Origin of the sequence: Pantoea rodasii (genome assembly GCF_002095465.1) — a bacterium.
In the GTDB taxonomy this organism is placed as follows: Bacteria; Pseudomonadota; Gammaproteobacteria; order Enterobacterales; family Enterobacteriaceae; genus Pantoea; species Pantoea rodasii.
Genome location: NZ_MLFP01000086.1, coordinates 265,868 through 283,653, shown reverse-complemented (window position 1 = coordinate 283,653; position 17,786 = coordinate 265,868). Strand labels below are relative to the sequence as shown.

The following is a 17,786-nucleotide window of genomic DNA, read 5'->3' as shown; positions in this document are numbered from 1 at the left end:
TCTTAAGTGCGCCCGATGAAACGTCATCGGGCAACAAAAGACTATGGCAAAGCCTGAAGCTGAATATTAGCGCTTAGTGCGACCGGTTCATCATCGCCGGATAGCGTTGTTGCAGATGGTGGAAGATAGCCTGCATCTGCACCTCAAGTGCGGCCGATTGTGCATCCGCTGTGACGGCCTCAAGTGCTGACGATTGTGCATTCGCTGTGACGGCCTCAAGAGCCGCCGATTGTGCATCTGCCGCCACGGCGTCAAACACCTGTTGCTTGAGGAAGTGTCGCCAGCTGACCGGTGCGGCTGCCAGAAATGCCGTCAGTAACACATAGCGTGCCGGTGTCCACTGTTGTTCAAACGCCGTGCGGGCCGCGCCGTGATCAAAATGCTGTCGCGCCTCGGTGCACATCTCAGCGCGTAAACGGGCGGTAGCAGCCTGATCGACTTCGCCAGCGACAATCGCGACACCATAGCGGTCTCGCGCCACCTGCGCGGTGACGAACCCGCAGCGTACATCTTGCAGTACGGCAGCGGAATCACGCTCCACCGGCAAGCCATAACCCCCCGCGCCCGGACCGCGCACCTCAACGATATCGCCCGGCTGGCAGTGGATCACATCGGTATTACCGTGCTCGATGGCTTGACCCTGGCGCAGCGTGCGGAAGTGCGACAGCGCACCGGATTCACCGCCCAGCACGCCTGACGAAGCGAACACTGAACGGTTACGGTTGCGCGCCGTTACGGTGGTGTTGGGCGCAAAGATCTCAAACGCCATTTCGGTGGCCAGGCCGCCGCGATAGCGTCCCGCTCCAGCGCTGTCTGCGGCTAAGCCGTAGCGATGGAAATGAATCGGCACTTCCGCCTCGTTAATCTCAATCGGCGTGTTTTTCAGAAACGCCGACAAGCCGCCCGATCCATCCGGGCCATCGTGACGTGGCGTACCGCCTGCCCCACCCCCCACCGGCCCCAACGAAGCCACCACATTACGATTCTGGCTGTCGCTGGTGCGGATATTCATGATCGAGTTGCCGCCCGGCGAGTTAGCCGGTAAGCGATCCGGCAGCGCCTGTGAGAACACGCCGAGGGTGGCAATCTGCGACAGCGCACAGGTCAGCGAACGCATGCCCACCGCCGCGGGTGCTTCACAGTTCATCACCGTGCCCGGTGGCAGAATGGCACGCGTGGGGCGCAAAGTACCGGCATTGAGCAGCAGATTGCGATCCAGCGTCGCCAGCACATAGGTGACGCCGACCAGCGCCAGCGGATGACGTTCGCGCCCGCCAGTCGGCATATTCAGCGATGAGGCCAGCTGTGGATCGCTGCCGGTATAATCCAGTTCCAGCGTGTCGCCGGTGATACGCAGCGTGATCGCCACGCGGCACGGAAAACCGCCCTCGCCGTCCTCATCAGCAAAATCGGCATAAAAGTATTCCCCATCGGGAATAGTGGCGATCACGCTGCGCGCCTGTGCTTCAGCATAATCAAGGATGCCTTCAATACCCTGCAGAAAATCGTCAATGCCAAAACGCGCGATGATGTCGTGAATTTTACGCTCCCCGACATTTACCGACGCAATTTGCGCTTTAAAATCACCCCAGTTTTGATCCGGCACGCGCACGTTGAGGCGCATGATGCGTGCCACTTCCTCATTTAATTCACCGTTGCGCACAATCTTCAGCGGCGGAATACGGATGCCTTCCTGCACGATGTCAGTGAGCGAGCGTGAAAGCGAGGCCGGCACTGCGCCGCCCACGTCGGTGTTATGGATATGCCCTACCACAAAGCAGACTATCTCACCGTTATGGAACACCGGTTTCCAGATATGGATATCCGGCGAGTGGGTTGCCACATTGCCCGCATACGAATCATTGGTGATGCAGATATCGCCCTCTTGATAGCTGTCGATCAGCGCCAACACCGGGCCGTAATCAATGCCGCTGTACCAGGGCGCGCCAAAGCTGCGCGGTGAGGCGAACGCCAGGCCGTCACGGCTGACGATCTGGCAGGAAAAATCTTCGGTCTCTTTAACAAAAGTCGAGTGCGCGGTGCGCATCAAGGTAAACGCCATAGCGTCTGCCGCGGCGGCGCAATAGTTGGCCAGAATCTGCAGGTTACGTCCGTCAATTGCCATCTTAGTGCGCCTCAACTGGGGTGATCAGCAGGTTGCCAAAGGTATCCACATCCACCTGCATATGCGGTGGAACACAGGTGGTGCAGTCATCCTGAGCGATGATCACCGGCCCGGTTAAATGATGGCCGGCACGCAGGCTGGCGCGCACCACCACATCCACCTGATGTGATGCGCCGTCAATCCAGGCGCTAACCTGGCTGGCGACCTCAGCCGGTAGTGTGGCGGCAGGCAACCGATTCAACGTGGGTTTAGGCGTCGGTGAAGCGATAACCAACCGCAGATTAATGATCTGCACCGGCGCACTGGCATCAAAATGGCCAAACAGCTGTTGATGCTGGCGATCAAAGGCATCGTGCAATGCAGCGACATTGGCCTGCGCCAGCCATGCAGGTTCCAGCGCCACTTCAATCTCAAACGACTGGCCGCGATAACGCATATCTGCACTGTAGTGCAGCGTATACGGCATCTGCGCACCGTGTTGTTCAGTCAGCCAGGCTCGCGCACGTTGGCTCAGCACCTCCGCTTCTGTCGCCAGACTGTCGGCCAGGCTCATATCCAGATCGCTGTACAGCGTGCGGATAAAGTCATTGCGAATATCCGCCACCAGACCTCCCAGCGCGGATAGCACGCCCGGCGTTGGCGGCACGATCACCCCTTTCATATTGAGTTCACGCGCCAGGAAGCAGCCCATCATCGGTCCGGCACCGCCAAAGGCGAGGAACCAAAATTCACGGGGATCGAGGCCAAAGCGCGACAGTAATCCGCTGGTATCCCCGTACATGCTGGAGATCGCCAGTTCGATGGCGGTTTCGGCCGTCTGTTCTACCGAGATACCCAAGCGGTCTGCCAGCGGCTGCCAGGCGGCGCGAGCCGCCGCCACATCCACTTTCACCGCGTTGTAGCCGAGATCGCCGTGGCCGATCATGCCGCAGGCAGCGAAAGCATCCGTAGCGGTCGGTTGCGTACCGCCGCGCTGGAAGCACACCGGACCCGGCAGCGATCCGGCGCTGTCAGGCCCCATCTGCAACACGCCCTGATTATCGATCCATGCCAGCGATCCGCCGCCCTGCCCGACCGATGTCACGGCTACCGACGGAATATAAATTGGGAAATCACCGATGATTTCCCCGTTGCCCTGCGCCACTTGCCCCTCGACGATCACAGCGACATCTGCGCTGGTGCCACCGATATCGAGACTCAGAATTTTGTCAAAGCCACAGGCGCTGGCGAGGAAGCTGGCGCCGATTACCCCCGAAGCGGTGCCCGATAACACCATCTGCACGCATTCACTTTTCGCCTGCTCCACGCCCATCACGCCACCGTTGGATTTGGTGATACGCGGCGGTGACACCACGCCCATGGTGTGCAGCGCGCGCTCAAAGGATTCCAGATAGTGGATCACCATCGGCTGCACATAGGCATTGATGGTGGCGGTGATGGTGCGCTCATATTCGCGAATGATTGGCCAGATATCGGCGGAACAAGAGGTGAGCAGCTCTGGAGCCACCTCATCAATGATGGCTTTGACGGCCGCTTCGTTGTGGCGATTGCGATAGCTGTGCAGCAGCGATAACACAATGCCCTGGCAACCTGCGGCCCGCGCCTGTTCGATGGCCGCCACCACACTTTGCCGATCGACTGGCAGCAATACGTTGCCGTGGCGGTCAGTTCGCTCTTTGATGGCAAACACCCGGTCGCGCGTGATCAGCGGCGCTGGCCGCCGTGAGAACAGATCGTGAATATGCGGAATCTTGAGACGCGCCAGCTCCAGCACATCACAAAAACCTTCTGTGGCAAACAGCGCCAGCTGCACGCCACGCCGTTGGATCACCGCGTTGATGCCCACGGTGGTGCCGTGGGTGAAGTAGTTGATGTGCTGCGGATCAATACCGTCGCGCTGCTGTAATTGCGCCAGACCGGTGAGAATTTCGCTGCCCGGCTGATCCGGACGCGACAGCACTTTTAACGTATGAATCTGATTAGTCTGTTCATTCAGCACGGCAAAATCGGTAAACGATCCGCCAATATCCACGCCAACGCGGTAACCCATGGTGAGAAAACTCCAATATCAGGAGAGAGGAAATTCCATCAGTTTTGCGGATCCTGCACCACGCGCCAGCCAAGGCGCTGATACAGCTGATGGGCATCATTGGTGGAGAGCATCCAGCGGTGCACCGTGGCCAGCTCCGGGTGCGCACGCACACAGGTCGCCAGCCAGCTACCCAGACCATGACCGCGCCAGTGTTCATCGATCATCACATCGCACAGCCAGCCGAATCGGGTGTAATCCGTCACCAGCCGCGCGAAGCCAATCTGCTGTTGCTGGTGATAAACACCAAACGGCAACGAGCCGGCAAACGCGCGCTCGGTTTTCGCGCGAGGCTGTGCGGTGGCCCAGTAAGACTTCTCTGTCAGCTGTTGGTGAATGTAATCCATATCAAGGCGCTGACGTTCAGTGGAGATAGTGAAGTCATCGCGCTGCCACAGGTGATCGGCAAGGGTTAAGGCGGTCATGGCAACTCCTTGTAAAGCGATAAATTGAGTGTACGGATGAGTAGGCACACGGCGCGCGTGAAGCCACGGCCGGAACAGTAAAGATAAAGGGAATTTAGGGCGAGGAAGAAATTTTATGCTGTGAGGTTTTGCGGACGAAAACGGTAGCGGCGCAAATTACTGGGTGCTTTCCAGCGTTAAAGTTGCTGAATGAAACCCGCGCGATAAATCGCGCCGCTACAGCTAAAGGTGCAGGTCAGTTACACACTAAAATCTACCGAATTATGCTTCGCAATCAGCGAGCGCAACGGCACGGTGCTTTTCATGATCGGGGATTTAATCACGATATAACTAAAGTACTTATCGATACCGATCTGTGCATCGAGCATTTTCTCAATCACTTCCTGATAATGCTCAATGCTGCGGGTAATAAAGCGCAGCAAATAGTCGTAGCCGCCGGTGATCAGGTGGCACTCCATCAGCTCATCCACATCACGAACCGAATTTTCGAATTTCATAAAGTCTTCGCGGCGATGGCCGGAGAGCGTGACCTCAGTAAATACGGTAACGGAATCGGTAATTTTGGTGAGATTAATATGGGCTTCATAGCCGGTGATAAAACCCGCCTGCTCCAGGCGTTTCACCCGTTGCAGACATGGGCTGGGTGACAGTCCTACGGCGTCGGCGAGATTGACGTTGCTGATACGGCCATCTTTTTGTAGTTGCACCAGGATGTTGATGTCGATGCGGTCGAGTTTCATTAAGCCGTTCATAGCACCCCTCATTGTTGACCAATCGCGCAGGTTGTTACGATGGTATATCACGCTTTGACGTGGCGGCGCCAGTGACTTCCGCGCGCCACGTCTTTCATTGGTCGAGTCAATAATTCCAAAGATATCAATGAGGAAGCCGGATTTATCCCAGCCGACCGCTGGCGCGAGCCAGCGCAATATCAAAGATATGTAGCGCTTCTTCGAGCTGAGAATCGGTGGTCACCAAAGGTGCGAGGAAGCGCACCACGTTGCGATGCAGGCCGCACTTGATCAGCAGCAGGCCTTCCTGACAGGCGCAGTCGAGAATTTTCTGCGTCATCGCCGCGTCAGGCCGTTTGGTTTCGAAGTCGATGATCTCCACCGCCTGCATGAAACCCACGCCGCGCACTTCACCGATACAGGCGTATTTCTCCGCCAGCTGTTGCAGGCGTGCATTAAGCTGCTCGCCGAGCTGATTGCTGCGTGCCAGCAGATTATCGTTTTCCAGCAGATCCAGCACCGCCAGCGCCGCTGCGCAACCCAGCGCATTACCGCCATAGGTGCCACCGAGACCGCCAGGCAACGGCGCATCCATGATGGCTGCTTTGCCTACTACACCGGAAATCGGCAACCCGCCGCCCAGGCTCTTCGCCACCGTGACCAGATCCGGCGTAATGCCCAACTGCTCAAAGGCGAATAAGGTGCCGGTGCGACCAAAACCGGTTTGCACTTCATCGAGAATCAGCACGATGCCGTGTTTTTCCGTGATACGACGCAGCGCCTGCATAAAGTTCGCCCCTGCAGGCAGGAAGCCGCCATCGCCCTGCACCGGTTCAATGATGATTGCGGCCACGCGGTCTGGCAGGATCTGCACGGCAAACAGCTGCTCCAGCGCTTGCAGACAATCATCATCGCTTACACCGTGGTAAGCGTTCGGGTACGGTAAACGGTAGACTTCTGACGCGAAGGGTCCGAAGTTCTGCTTATAAGGCTGGCTCATGCCGGTTAGCGTGCATCCCAGCAGCGTACGGCCGTGGAACGCGCCGTCGAAAGCGATGATGCCGCTGCGATTGGTATGTGCGCGTGCAATTTTGACGGCATTTTCTACCGCTTCTGCGCCGCTGGTGAAGAACACGCTTTTGAAATCTTCGCCCTTACCCACCAGCGCATTCAGGCGCTTTGCCAGTTCGATATAGCCCGGATAAGCAACGACCTGGAAACAGGCATGTGATACCAGTCCGAGCTGCTTCGTCACCGCATTCACCACCGCCGGATGGTTGTGACCGACATTCAGCACGCCAATACCGCCAACAAAATCAAGGTAACGATTGCCTTCCACATCCCACACTTCACTGCCTTTCGCCCGCTCAATCACCAACGGATGCGCGGTGACGACACCACGTGGCACATGCTGCTCACGTGCGTCCAGTAACAGGCCGTTATCGCTATACGTTTGCTGCTCCGCCATGACATTCTGCATTTTCAAAAACCCTCATCCACGTAACGTTCGGTTGGCTCAAGTATCGCAACCCGTTGGTTTCTCACGCTGCTGTAATCAGCTGAGCAGCGGCATTTCCTGTCAAAATCGTCTGCCAATCAGCGGGGAAATTTTGCACACTTCAGGGAGGAGAAGACGTGCAAAGCCCGCCGCGCAGCAGCTCACTATTACTGTTGCCGGTTAATATCCCCGGTTGCGATCGATCACACCGACCATCGGTTCGCCACGTTGATAGCGGCGCAGGTTATCGAGCAACGCGGCCACCGCGCTGTCGGTTTGCGTCTGACTGGCGATGTGTGGGGTCAGCCAAATAGCAGGATGCTGCCAGAAGGGATGCTCAACCGGTAAGGGTTCGGGATCGGTCACATCGATCACCGCGGCACTCAGCTGCCCGCCGTTCAAGGCCGTGAGTAAATCGTCCGCATTGAGCTGCGGGCCACGTCCAACCTGCACCAGCGCCGCGCCGGTGGGCAGTTGTGCAAACAGTTCAGCGTTGAGCATGCCGCGTGTGCTGTCGGTCAGCGGCAATAGGCACACCAGAATCTCACTGTGCGCCAGAAAATCGCCCAGCTGTTCTGCGCCATGCCAGCAGCGCACGCCGTTGAGTTCACGCGGCGTGCGGCTCCAGCCTGCGCAGTCAAATCCCAGCGACACCAGCTGTCTCAGCGAAGCCTGCCCCAGTTCACCCAATCCCATCACGCCGACGCGCCGTTGATGGGCGGTGCGAATGGGATGGGTTTGCCACTGTGCGGCTCGCTGCTGCTGGAAGTAGCGCGGCATATCCCGGTGCAGCCCCAGCACGGCAAAGGTGACGTACTCCACCATGCCCTGTGTCAAACCGGGTTCGATCATACGCACCACCGGCAATTCAGGCGGGAGCTGGCCGAGATCGAACTGATCGGCACCGGCACCGACCGACAGCAGGGCCTTCAGATTCGGGAAAGTGGCCATCACATCTTCCGGCGGCTGCCAGGCGATCAATAACTCGACCTGCGTGGCATCGCCGATGTCTGGCCAGATATGCATCTGCACATCCGGCGCATGCTCTGCCAGCCAGCGCTGCCAGTGCGCGCCACGTGTGGCTTCGGATTTATAGACGATATGCATCAGGCCATCGCCTGGGTCATCAACCCAAACGCCTGCATCTCACCCTCTTGTGGTGACCATGGCGTTCCCCAGAACATGGTGGTGGGCGCATCCACTTTTGCCAGCCCTAAGCTTTCCAGCCAGGCCGCCAGCGGCAGCGCGCCATCGGTATCGATACGCACGAACTCACCGCCGAGTCCTTGCATCAGCGCCGCAATCAGCGCCTGCGCCACATCAAGGTTGAGCGCGATCACCGGGCCAATCGCCCAGCCGTGACCAAAACGCCGCAGGCTGGCAAAACCGTGCACCCGCTGTTGGGCATCCTGCAATAGCACCGTTTGATGATCGGCAACCAGCGTTTGCATCAGCTGCGCGCGCCACATGCCGTGCGCCTGATGATCCAGTTCAATCAGTAATTCGGCATCAGCAGGCTGCGCATTACGCAGGGTTAAACCGGTGGGAATGTTCACCGCCGGCACGGCAGCCAGTTCACGTGTCTGATGCTGTTGAATGGTGCCCGTGACAACAAAACCGAGCTTTTCATACAGCCCTTTCCCCATTTCCGTGGCGTGCAGGCGGATATGGTAATCCGGGAAGGTTTCCAACACCGCCAGCATCAGTTGTTTGCCGATGCCGCGCCCCTGGCACGCCGGATTGACCACCACCAGGCCGATGGTGGCCCGCTGCTCGCCCCAACGCCAGCCAAAGGCGCTACCGACAAATTGTCCGTGCTCTTCAGCCACCACCCCTTCGCCCAACGCCAGCGCCTGCTGCCAGTCTTCGCGACGGTGCGGCCACTTCAGCTGCTGGGTGATGGCGTAGCCATGTTCAATATCGTCCTGCGTCATGGCGCGTAATGTGATCATTTGCTGCTCCTTTCTTGTAAAACACACCAGCGACGTAGCGGCGCAATTTATGGCGCGAACGGTTTCGCCATTGAGATGCGCGAGGAATCGCGCCACTACGAATGCCGTGATTTTTATTCTGCCCTAAGCACTTCTTCATGCTCATCCAGCCAACCTTGACGCAGCTCCGGCACCGCCCGTTTAAGACGCTCGAAGTACAGCTCACTGGTGGGTTTATCATAATCAGCACGGGAAATCTGCGTCACGATGCGACCGGATTTCATCACCACAATATCGTCGCACACCGCGCGTACCGCGTGCATATCATGGCTGATAAACAGCACCGACAGGCCCAGCTCACGGCGCAGCTCACTGATGAGATCCAGCACCGCCGCAGCCACCACAGTGTCCAGCGCCGAGGTCACTTCATCACACAATATCAAATCGGGCTCTGCCGCCAGCGCGCGCGCCAGATTGACGCGCTGTTTTTGTCCACCGGACAGCGTCCATGGACGCCGCCACAACACCGAGCGCGGCAGTTTGACCAAATCCAGCAGCTGATGCAGACGGCGCTCGCGTTCGGCGCCTTTCAGCCCGTGAAACAGCGCCAGCGGACGCGAAAGAATGCGCTCTACGCTGTGCGCCGGGTTAAGCGCGGTATCCGCCATCTGGAACACGTACTGGATGCGGCGCAGCTCGTTATCCGGGCGTTTGTGCATGTCGCCATTGATATAGTGACCGTTAAACAAAATATGACCCTGGCTGGGTGCATTGAGTCCGGCAATGGCGTGCGCCAGCGTGGTTTTACCGGAACCCGATTCGCCAATAATGCCAATCGCCTGGCCTTTCCACAGCTTGAGATTGATATCCTCAAGGATGAGAGTCTTTGGCTGGCCATGTTTGTCACGCGGGCCGTATCCGGCGCTGAGATCGCGCACCTCCATCAACGGTTGCTCATTGGCCTCGGCACAGTGCCAGCTGCTTTCGCGCTCTTTCTGACGGGCCGCGTCCATCAGCAGTTGAGTGTACTCCGCTTGCGGTGCGCCGATCAGCCGTTCGGTGGTGCCATATTCAGCCATTTTGCCGCGTAGCAGCACCAGAATGCGGTCTGCCATCTGTGCCACCACCGCCAAATCGTGGCTGACGTAGATCGCCGTTACCCCGCGCTGTGCGACAACACGACGAAACGCTTTCAGCACTTCGACCTGAGTCGTGACATCCAATGCCGTGGTTGGCTCATCGAGGATCACCACATCTGGATCGCCAATCAGTGCCATGGCGGTCATTAAGCGTTGCAGCTGGCCGCCGGAAACCTGGTGCGGAAAGCGATCGCCAATGGTGTCAGGATTGGGCAGGGCCAACTCGCGAAACAACGCAATCGCCTTCTCTTTGGCCGCCTTGCGTTTCATGGTGCCGTGGATCACCACCGGTTCGATCACCTGGTCAAGAATACGCATGCCGGGATTGAACGATGCCGCCGCACTTTGCGCGATATAAGCCACTTTGTTGCCACGGAACTCACGCAGCTGGCCGGGTGACAAGCTGCGTACATCGGTGCCTGCCAGATGAATATTACCGTCGGCGATGCGGCAGCCGTGACGCGCATAGCCCATCAGCGCCATGGCAATAGTGGTTTTACCAGAGCCGGATTCACCAATCAGCGCCAGTACTTCGCCTTTCTGCACGGTAAAACGGATATCGGAAACCAGATCGATCTCTTCGCCTTTATCGGTCTGCGCAGTGACGCGCAGGTTCTCTACCGCGATAACCGGCATTGCCGTATGTGGCGTCACGTTCATGCTCCCTCCTTCACCAGCGTCAGCGGGCGCATTTGTTGCAGGCTGTCGATAAACAGGTTCGCGCCAATGGTCAGGCTGGCAATCGCCACGGCCGGCATCAGTACCGCTGGCGAGCCGTTAAACAGGCCCTGCAGGTTTTCTCGCACCAGCGTTCCCCAGTCGGCATACGGCGGTTGAACACCGAGACCGAGGAAACTCAAGCCGCTGAGCAGCAGCACGATGTAAACAAAGCGCAGACCGAAATCGGTGAGCATTGGATGCACCATATTCGGCAAGATGTCGTGAATCGCCACGTACCAGCGGCTTTCGCCACGCAAGCGCGACGCTCGCACGTAATCCATATTGCGCAAACTGCTGGCCATGGCGAAGGCGATACGGAACGCACCGGGCCAATAGGTGAAGATAGCGGTCAGGATCAGCATCGGCAGGGAGGAACCAAACACCGCCACGATCATCAGCGACAGCACTTTACCCGGTAGCACTAACATCGCGTCGTTGATACGCCCCAGCAGCTCTTCCAGCCAGCGCCCGGCCACCGCGGCCAGCAACGCCAGCAAGGTGCCGATCAGGCTGGCACCCAGCGCGGCGGTCAGCGCCAGTCCAATCGAGAATTTAGCGCCGTACAGAATACGACTGAGAATATCGCGGCCGAGATAATCGGTGCCCAGCAGGTTATCTGCCGTGATCCCCCCAAGCATCGGTCCACCGCCGATATCCTCCACGCTATGCGGGGCCAGCTGGTTGCCGAACAGCGCCATCAGCACCCAGAACAGGGAGATCAGCAGGCCAATGCGACCCGAGATCGACAGCGACTGAAAAATTCGTACAGGAAGCAGCAAGCTATTCATCAGCTCCTCCATTTCGGGTTAAAGGCGATCGTCAGCACATCGGCAATCAGCAACAGCACCAGATAGCAGGCGGCAAACATCATCACGCACAGCTGTACCACCGGTAGATCGCGATTGCTCACCGCATCCACCAATGCACTGGCGAGACCGGGATAGCTGAAGATGGATTCAATAATGATCACACCACCAAACAGATACGACAGGCTGAGCGAGATGGCGTTAGCAATTGGCCCGACGGCATTGGGCAGCGCATGGCGCAACACCGCGCGCAGTGGCGATACGCCTTTCAGCAGCGCCATTTCCAGATACGGGCTGTCGAGCTGATTGATGATCGCGGAACGTGTCATGCGCGCCATTTGAGCCACCAGCACGCAGCACAGCGTCATCACCGGCAGCGCATAGGCTTTGAGGTAGCTCACCAGGCCCATATCCGGGCTGCCAAACGACATGGCTGAAACCCAGTGCAGTTTCACTGCGAAGATCAGCACCGCTACCGTGGCCACCAGAAACTCCGGTACCGCCACCGTGGCCATGGTGCTGATCACCAGAAAACGATCCAGTGCCGAGCCACGCTTCATGGCCGCAACAATGCCGATCACCAGCGCCAGCGGCACACAAATCACCGTGGTGATACCGGCCAGCTCCAGTGTGGCCGGTATCCGCTGTGCCACCAACTGCGTCACCGGCAGATGACTGGCAAACGAGGTGCCAAAATCGCCCTGCAGCATCCCCGCCAGCCAGCTGAAGTAACGCACTAACAAGGGCTGATCGAGCCCCAGCTGTTGACGTAACGCCGCCACCGTTTCCGGCGTGGCGTTTTGCCCCAGAATCATCTGCGCGGCATCACCGGGCAGCAGGCTGGTGATAAAAAACACCACCGCCGAAACGATAAGCAAGGTCAGGATGCCAGCGCCTGCGCGTCGGGCGATCAGGAACATCATGTATCGGTTCATCGGCGATCTCCTCAGGGTGTGAATCAGGCTTTCAGCCAGGCGAACTCATGGAAGCGATAACCCATCATCATGCCGCTTGGCCAGGCCTCAACGCCGCCGACTTTTTGCTGTAGCCATCGGTAGAGCTGATAAAGGTCGGGATCAGCGTGCCGCAGTGATCGTAAATCAGCTTCTGCATATCACCGTACATCTGCTTGCGCTTGCCCTGATCGCGCTCGCCGCGCGCGGCCACCACCAACTGGTCAAACTGAGGATTTTTCCAGCCAGATTCATTATTGGAAGCCGAGGAGAGGTAGAACTGAGAGAACAGCATATCCAGCGTCGGACGCGGGTTGATCGAGCCATAGCCCACGGGATCTTTGGTCCAGTGCGTTGACCAGTAACCGTCGTACGGCACGCGTCGTACTTTGATGTTCAGGCCGGTATTACGCGATACCTGCTGGATTAACTGGCCACCTTCCACGGAACCTTCAATGTTCGGCGTGGTGATGATCTCCACCGTGGCGCCTTTCATGCCGGCTTTTTCGATATGGAATTTGGCTTTCTCGGCATCCAGTGGACGCGGTTTAAGATCGGCGTTGTACATCGGATGCCACGGTGGCACCGGCGTATCGTTACTGACATCGCCATAACCTTGCAACACGGTTTTCACCAGAATGTCGCGCGGCTGCAGGTATTTCATCGCCAGCACGAAATCTTCGTTGCTGCCGGGCTTCATGTCGGTGCGAATAATCAGGTTGGTGTACATGCCCGATTTACTCTCCAGCACTGCAAAATCCGAGGTGGCTTTGATGCGCTTGCAATCGGCCGCGCTCAGGGTCGAAACAATATGCAGATCGCCGGACATCAGCGCATTGACGCGCGCGGCTTGATCGGTGACGCCCAGCAGTTCGATTTCATCGAGATGCGGCAGGCCTGGCTTGAAGTAGTTAGGGTTCTTCACGCCAACTGAGCGCACACCGGGTGAGAACTCTTTCAGCTTAAATGGCCCGGTGCCGATGCCTTTGCTGAAGTCTTTGGTGCCATCCTGCACAATCAGGAACGGCGCACTGGCCAGCATGTAAGGCACGTCAAAGTTAGCACTGCTCAACTCCAGCATGACTTCATTGTCATTCACGGCGGTAAAGGTTTTGAACTGATCGGCCAGCTTAAAGGCGTTGGAGGCTACGGCCGGGTCTTTGTGGCGGCTGAGTGAGTAAATGACGTCTTTGGCGGTCAGCGGTTTGCCATCGTGGAAGGTCACGCCTTTGCGCAGCTTGATGTGCCAAGTGACACCGTCAGTGGACTCTACCGATTCGGCTAAACCGGGTTGGATAGCCAACTTTTGATCCAGTTCGGTCAGGCCGCTGTAAACCATAAACTGGCGGGTGTAGTCGCCGCTGTTGTTGCCTTTAGCGGGGTCGAGGGTGTCAGTGGCGGAGGCGTTGGACATGGCAGCCCGCATCTTGCCGCCTTTCACCGGTGTTTCTGCCGCAAAGCTCATCTGCGGAAAACCAATAAGGCCGCTGCTCATCACCGCACCGGCAGACAACAACTTCATCAAGCCGCGACGTGACATTGACCCTTCAGTCAACATGCGCGTCAGGGCCGGATTCCCAGCGTCAGACTCTTTATTAAATTTACTCATCTGCACACCCTCAATATGAAAAGTTGTTTATTTCGAAAATCATCATTGGCTCTGTGCGGCCTGAGGCAATGCGCAATAAATTGCGCCGCTACGGTAATGCGCGTGACACGCCTCTACCGAAGAATCGCACCCTTACGTAGCGGCTTGATTTATCGCGCTTTCGGTCGCAGCCAATGATCAGGAGAGCCGATCCTTAGCCTTGTAATACAGCCCTGCCAGAGGCAAAAACCACGGTTTACCGTGGTAACCGGGCAGCGCGGGCCAGCCATCGCGCTGCCAGGGGTTTTCATTACGCTTTTCTGCCAGCAAATCAGCCATCACGCGGCCCATCCACACCGACATCTGGGTGCCGTGGCCGCTGTAACCCAGTGAATAGAACACCCCATCGTGCTCACCCGCATGCGGCAGGCGATCGGACGTCATATCCACCATGCCGCCCCAGCAGTAATCGATGCGCGATTTACCCAGTTGCGGGAACAGCGCTGTCATCGCGGCACGCAGTACATCGCCGCTGCGCGAATCTGAGGTCGGATTGCTCACCGCGAAACGTGCACGCCCACCAAACACCAGCCGACGATCGGCGGTGGTGCGGAAGTAGTTGCCGATATTCAGCGAGGTCACGTAGGTGCGATCGCGCGGCAACACCTGCTCAACCAGCGCCTCACCCAAAGGTTCGGTCACCACGATAAAGCTGCCCACCGGCACAATTCGGCGCTGGAACCACGGGAATGGCCCTTCATTTGAAACACCGGTCGCCATCATCACTTTCTCCGCGATGATCTCGCCTTTGGCGGTGGTCACGCGATGGCGATAACCTTCGAGACGCGTTAACCCTGTCACCGCGTGATGGGGGTAAATCTTCACGCCAGCCTGCGCGGCGGCGTTCGCCAGGCCGATGCCGAATTTACCCATGTGCATCTGGCCACCGCGTTTTTGCAGCAGGCCGCCGTGGAATGCATCGCTGCCCACTTCGCGACGAATCTCATCTTTGCCGATCAACTCAATTTCCGGATCCACGGTGTCACGCATCAGCTGCCAGGCACTGCGCAAGCCGGGAAAATGTGAGGCTTTACTGGCCAGTTTCAGCTTGCCGCACAGGCGAAAATCGCAATCGATCTGCTCTTCACGCACCAGTTGTTCGACATAGCTCACTGCATCGTCATAGGCGCGATAGAAGCGGCTGGCCTGCTCGATTCCCTGGCTCTCCACCAGTGAGGCGAAGTTCTGCGCCACGCCGGTGTTGCAGTGCCCGCCGTTACGCGCCGACGCCTGGCTCATCACCTCGCCGCTTTCCAGCAGCACCACATTGATGCCGCTGCGCGCCAGGTTGAGCGCCGTCGAGATACCGGTAAAGCCGCCGCCAATCACCACCACATCTGCCGTCGATGGCAATGCGCCACTGGCCGCTCCGGTGAAAGCAGGCGCCGTGGCTTGCCAGAATGATTCGAGTTTCATCGCTGCCTCCGGGCTCAGAGTCCAACCACAGCGGGCAGTCCGCCGATGTCTTTAATCTCGGTGTATTCGTAAGCCGGGTTCGCCGGATCGTGACCACGGTTGACCCACACTTTGTTTTAATGCCCATGTCGTAGCAGGTCATCAGGTCATAACGCAGGCTGGAGGAGACATGCAGAATCTCTTCCGGGCCGCAGTTGAGCTTGTCCAGCATGTATTCGAAGCCCTTCATCTGCGGCTTGTAGGCGCCCACTTCTTCTGCGGTGATGGTCATGTGGATCGGCGCACCAAGACGCGGAACGTGATGGGGAATCAAATCGTTCATCGAGTTAGTGAGCAGCACCAGTGGGAACGCTTTCGCCACTTTAGCGAGACCCGCTGGCACGTCTGGGTGCGGTCCCCAGGTGGCGCAATCGGTGTAGATAAAGTCGCTATCGGCTTTGCTCCACTGCACGCCCCATTTTTTACAGGTGCGTTGAATCGCGTTGCTCACCACCTCGTAATAAGGCTGCCATGCGCCCAACACTTCATCGCGGCGATAGTGGGAAAAGTCCGTGGTGAATGCCAGCATCTGCTGCGGTGACACGCGATCGTGGAAACAGCGCTGTGCTGCACCTGCCATGTCAAAGTTGATCAGGGTGCCGTAGCAATCAAAGGTGATGAATTTCGGTTTAAACAGTGCCATGACGCGACCTCGTCGTTGTCTGATACGTAAATTTAGAAATCGATTAATACACTCTTCTGGCGTTGGCAGGCCTGAAATGCCTGACGACCCAGATCCTTGCCGATACCGGAGCCGAGGAAGCCGCCGGTGGGAATAATGAAATCACCGGAGCGCCCGTAGCGATTGATCCACACGGTGCCGGACTCTATGGCGCGCATCGCTCGCATGGCACGTGGCAGGCTCAAGGTATGTACGCCGGCGCACAAGCCGTAGGTGTCATGCGCTGCCAGCACCAGCCCCTCTTCTTCGCTGTCAAACTCTTGCACGGTAAGCACCGGGCCGAAAATTTCCTGCTGAACCGCCGGGTTATCGGCTGCCACACCGCACAGCAGCGTCGGCTGCCAGAACCAGCCTTCGGCGGTGTCGGCAAAGCGTTCGCCGCCCACTAACACTTCTGCGCCCTGCGCTTTGGCTTCGGCGATCACTGAAGCGACCTTGTTACCCTGACGCTCATCAATCAATGGTGCGTAGCGGCTACTGTCCTGCCAGGTCACGCCAGGACGCGGTTGCTGACAGAGCGCCACCAGACGATCCAGCAACGGTTGGGCAATGCCGCGTTGCACGATCAAACGGGTGCCTGCCACGCAGGCCTGGCCGCCGTTGGCGGTAAAACCGCGCAGAATACGTTGCGCCAGCACGTCAATATCTCCGGCATCATCAAACACCAGCTGCGGGCTCTTACCGCCCAGCTCAAGCGTGACGGGTTTCATACCGTGCTGTGCGGCGTCGCTCATGATGCGCGCGCCAGTGGCGGTTGAACCGGTGAACGAGACTTTACGCACCAATGGATGAGTCACCAGCGCCGTGCCGGTGACGGCACCACTGCCCTGCACAATATTCAGGATGCCCGCCGGTAAGCCGGCCTGCACCGCCAGTTCCGCCATACGCACGGTGGAGAACGGCGTCAGCTCGGAGGGTTTCAGCACGACCGCATTTCCTGCTGCCAGCGCTGGACCGCATTTCCACGACGCCATCGACAGCGGGAAATTCCATGGCGTAATCGCGCCAATCACGCCATATGGCTCCGATATCAACATCCCAAGGCTGCTCTCCTGCGTCGGGAACAGGTCACCACTGTATTTGTCGGCGCACTCGGCATAAAAACGAATGGCTTCGGCGGTAAAGGGAATTTCATGCTGCACCACATCGCTGATGGGGCGCGTCGAACCCAGCGCCTCCAGCTGAGCGAGTAAGGGATCGTTTTCAATCAGATCGGCCCAACGACGTAAAACCTTGCCACGTTGACGTGGTGGGCAGCTGCGCCAGCCGCTGGTTTTCAGCGCCTGATGCGCCAGCGTGACAGCATGATCGACATCCGCCGCCTGCGCTTCGCTCAGCTCGGCATAGACTTTGCCATCGGACGGGCGTTTCACGGCGAAACGCGCACCTTGTGTGGTGATATGTTGACCGCCAATATAATGACCGGCGGGGAGAGACACTTTTTCAGGGTCGAAACTTAACATGGAAAATTCCTTATTTGTTACACCCATCACATGTGCGCTAATTAACGATTTGCACCACATTTATCTGTTACGTTAATAAGCTAATGCAGAAAGTATGCCAGCCCAGTAAAAAATTAAAAAT

The 17,786-nt window shown here is 57.9% G+C and carries 11 protein-coding genes and 3 pseudogenes; all 14 read right to left on the bottom strand.

All coding sequences use genetic code 11. The features are described 5' to 3' along the window. Positions 1–73: 73 nt before the first annotated feature. The 14 genes and pseudogenes from HA45_RS24655 to HA45_RS24590 all read right to left on the bottom strand — a co-directional run bounded on the left by HA45_RS24655 (position 74) and on the right by HA45_RS24590 (position 17,665). On the bottom strand, positions 74–2,125 hold the full coding sequence (locus tag HA45_RS24655; RefSeq protein ID WP_100700895.1) for a hydantoinase B/oxoprolinase family protein: 2,052 nt from the start codon (positions 2,123–2,125) through the stop codon (positions 74–76). 1 nt (position 2,126) lies between these two features. After that, complete coding sequence (locus HA45_RS24650) at positions 2,127–4,175, bottom strand: hydantoinase/oxoprolinase family protein (protein WP_100700896.1); 2,049 nt, start codon at positions 4,173–4,175, stop codon at positions 2,127–2,129. Positions 4,176–4,193: 18 nt separating this feature from the next. Next, positions 4,194–4,639, bottom strand: a pseudogene (locus HA45_RS24645) (GNAT family N-acetyltransferase). 239 nt (positions 4,640–4,878) lie between these two features. Then, positions 4,879–5,391 (bottom strand): Lrp/AsnC family transcriptional regulator, encoded by a 513-nt coding sequence (locus tag HA45_RS24640; protein WP_034824599.1) that lies wholly within the window; start codon positions 5,389–5,391, stop codon positions 4,879–4,881. Positions 5,392–5,533: 142 nt separating this feature from the next. Then, a complete protein-coding gene (gabT, locus tag HA45_RS24635; RefSeq protein ID WP_100700898.1) occupies positions 5,534–6,850 on the bottom strand; it encodes a 4-aminobutyrate--2-oxoglutarate transaminase in 1,317 nt (438 codons plus the stop codon). A 198-nt stretch (positions 6,851–7,048) separates the two neighbouring features. Next, positions 7,049–7,975, bottom strand: coding sequence for a 2-hydroxyacid dehydrogenase (locus HA45_RS24630; protein WP_100700899.1), 927 nt, complete (start codon positions 7,973–7,975; stop codon positions 7,049–7,051). Then, positions 7,975–8,820 (bottom strand): GNAT family N-acetyltransferase, encoded by an 846-nt coding sequence (locus HA45_RS24625; protein WP_100700900.1) that lies wholly within the window; start codon positions 8,818–8,820, stop codon positions 7,975–7,977. The genes HA45_RS24630 and HA45_RS24625 overlap by 1 nt, the downstream gene beginning before the upstream one ends. Positions 8,821–8,933: 113 nt before the next feature. After that, positions 8,934–10,598, bottom strand: a complete 1,665-nt coding sequence (locus tag HA45_RS24620) for an ABC transporter ATP-binding protein (protein WP_100700901.1) — start codon at positions 10,596–10,598, stop codon at positions 8,934–8,936. After that, on the bottom strand, positions 10,595–11,446 hold the full coding sequence (locus tag HA45_RS24615) for an ABC transporter permease (RefSeq protein WP_100700902.1): 852 nt from the start codon (positions 11,444–11,446) through the stop codon (positions 10,595–10,597). Before HA45_RS24615 ends, HA45_RS24620 begins: the two co-directional genes overlap by 4 nt. Beyond that, on the bottom strand, positions 11,446–12,399 hold the full coding sequence (locus tag HA45_RS24610) for an ABC transporter permease (protein WP_100700903.1): 954 nt from the start codon (positions 12,397–12,399) through the stop codon (positions 11,446–11,448). Before HA45_RS24610 ends, HA45_RS24615 begins: the two co-directional genes overlap by 1 nt. A 23-nt stretch (positions 12,400–12,422) precedes the next feature. After that, a pseudogene (locus tag HA45_RS24605) lies at positions 12,423–14,026 on the bottom strand (ABC transporter substrate-binding protein). A 177-nt stretch (positions 14,027–14,203) separates the two neighbouring features. After that, positions 14,204–15,481 (bottom strand): NAD(P)/FAD-dependent oxidoreductase, encoded by a 1,278-nt coding sequence (locus tag HA45_RS24600; protein WP_100700905.1) that lies wholly within the window; start codon positions 15,479–15,481, stop codon positions 14,204–14,206. Positions 15,482–15,495: 14 nt separating this feature from the next. Then, positions 15,496–16,163, bottom strand: a pseudogene (locus HA45_RS24595) (haloacid dehalogenase type II). Positions 16,164–16,195: 32 nt separating this feature from the next. Further along, entirely contained in the window at positions 16,196–17,665 is a 1,470-nt protein-coding gene (locus tag HA45_RS24590) for an aldehyde dehydrogenase family protein (protein WP_100700907.1), read from the bottom strand. Positions 17,666–17,786 lie beyond the last annotated feature (121 nt).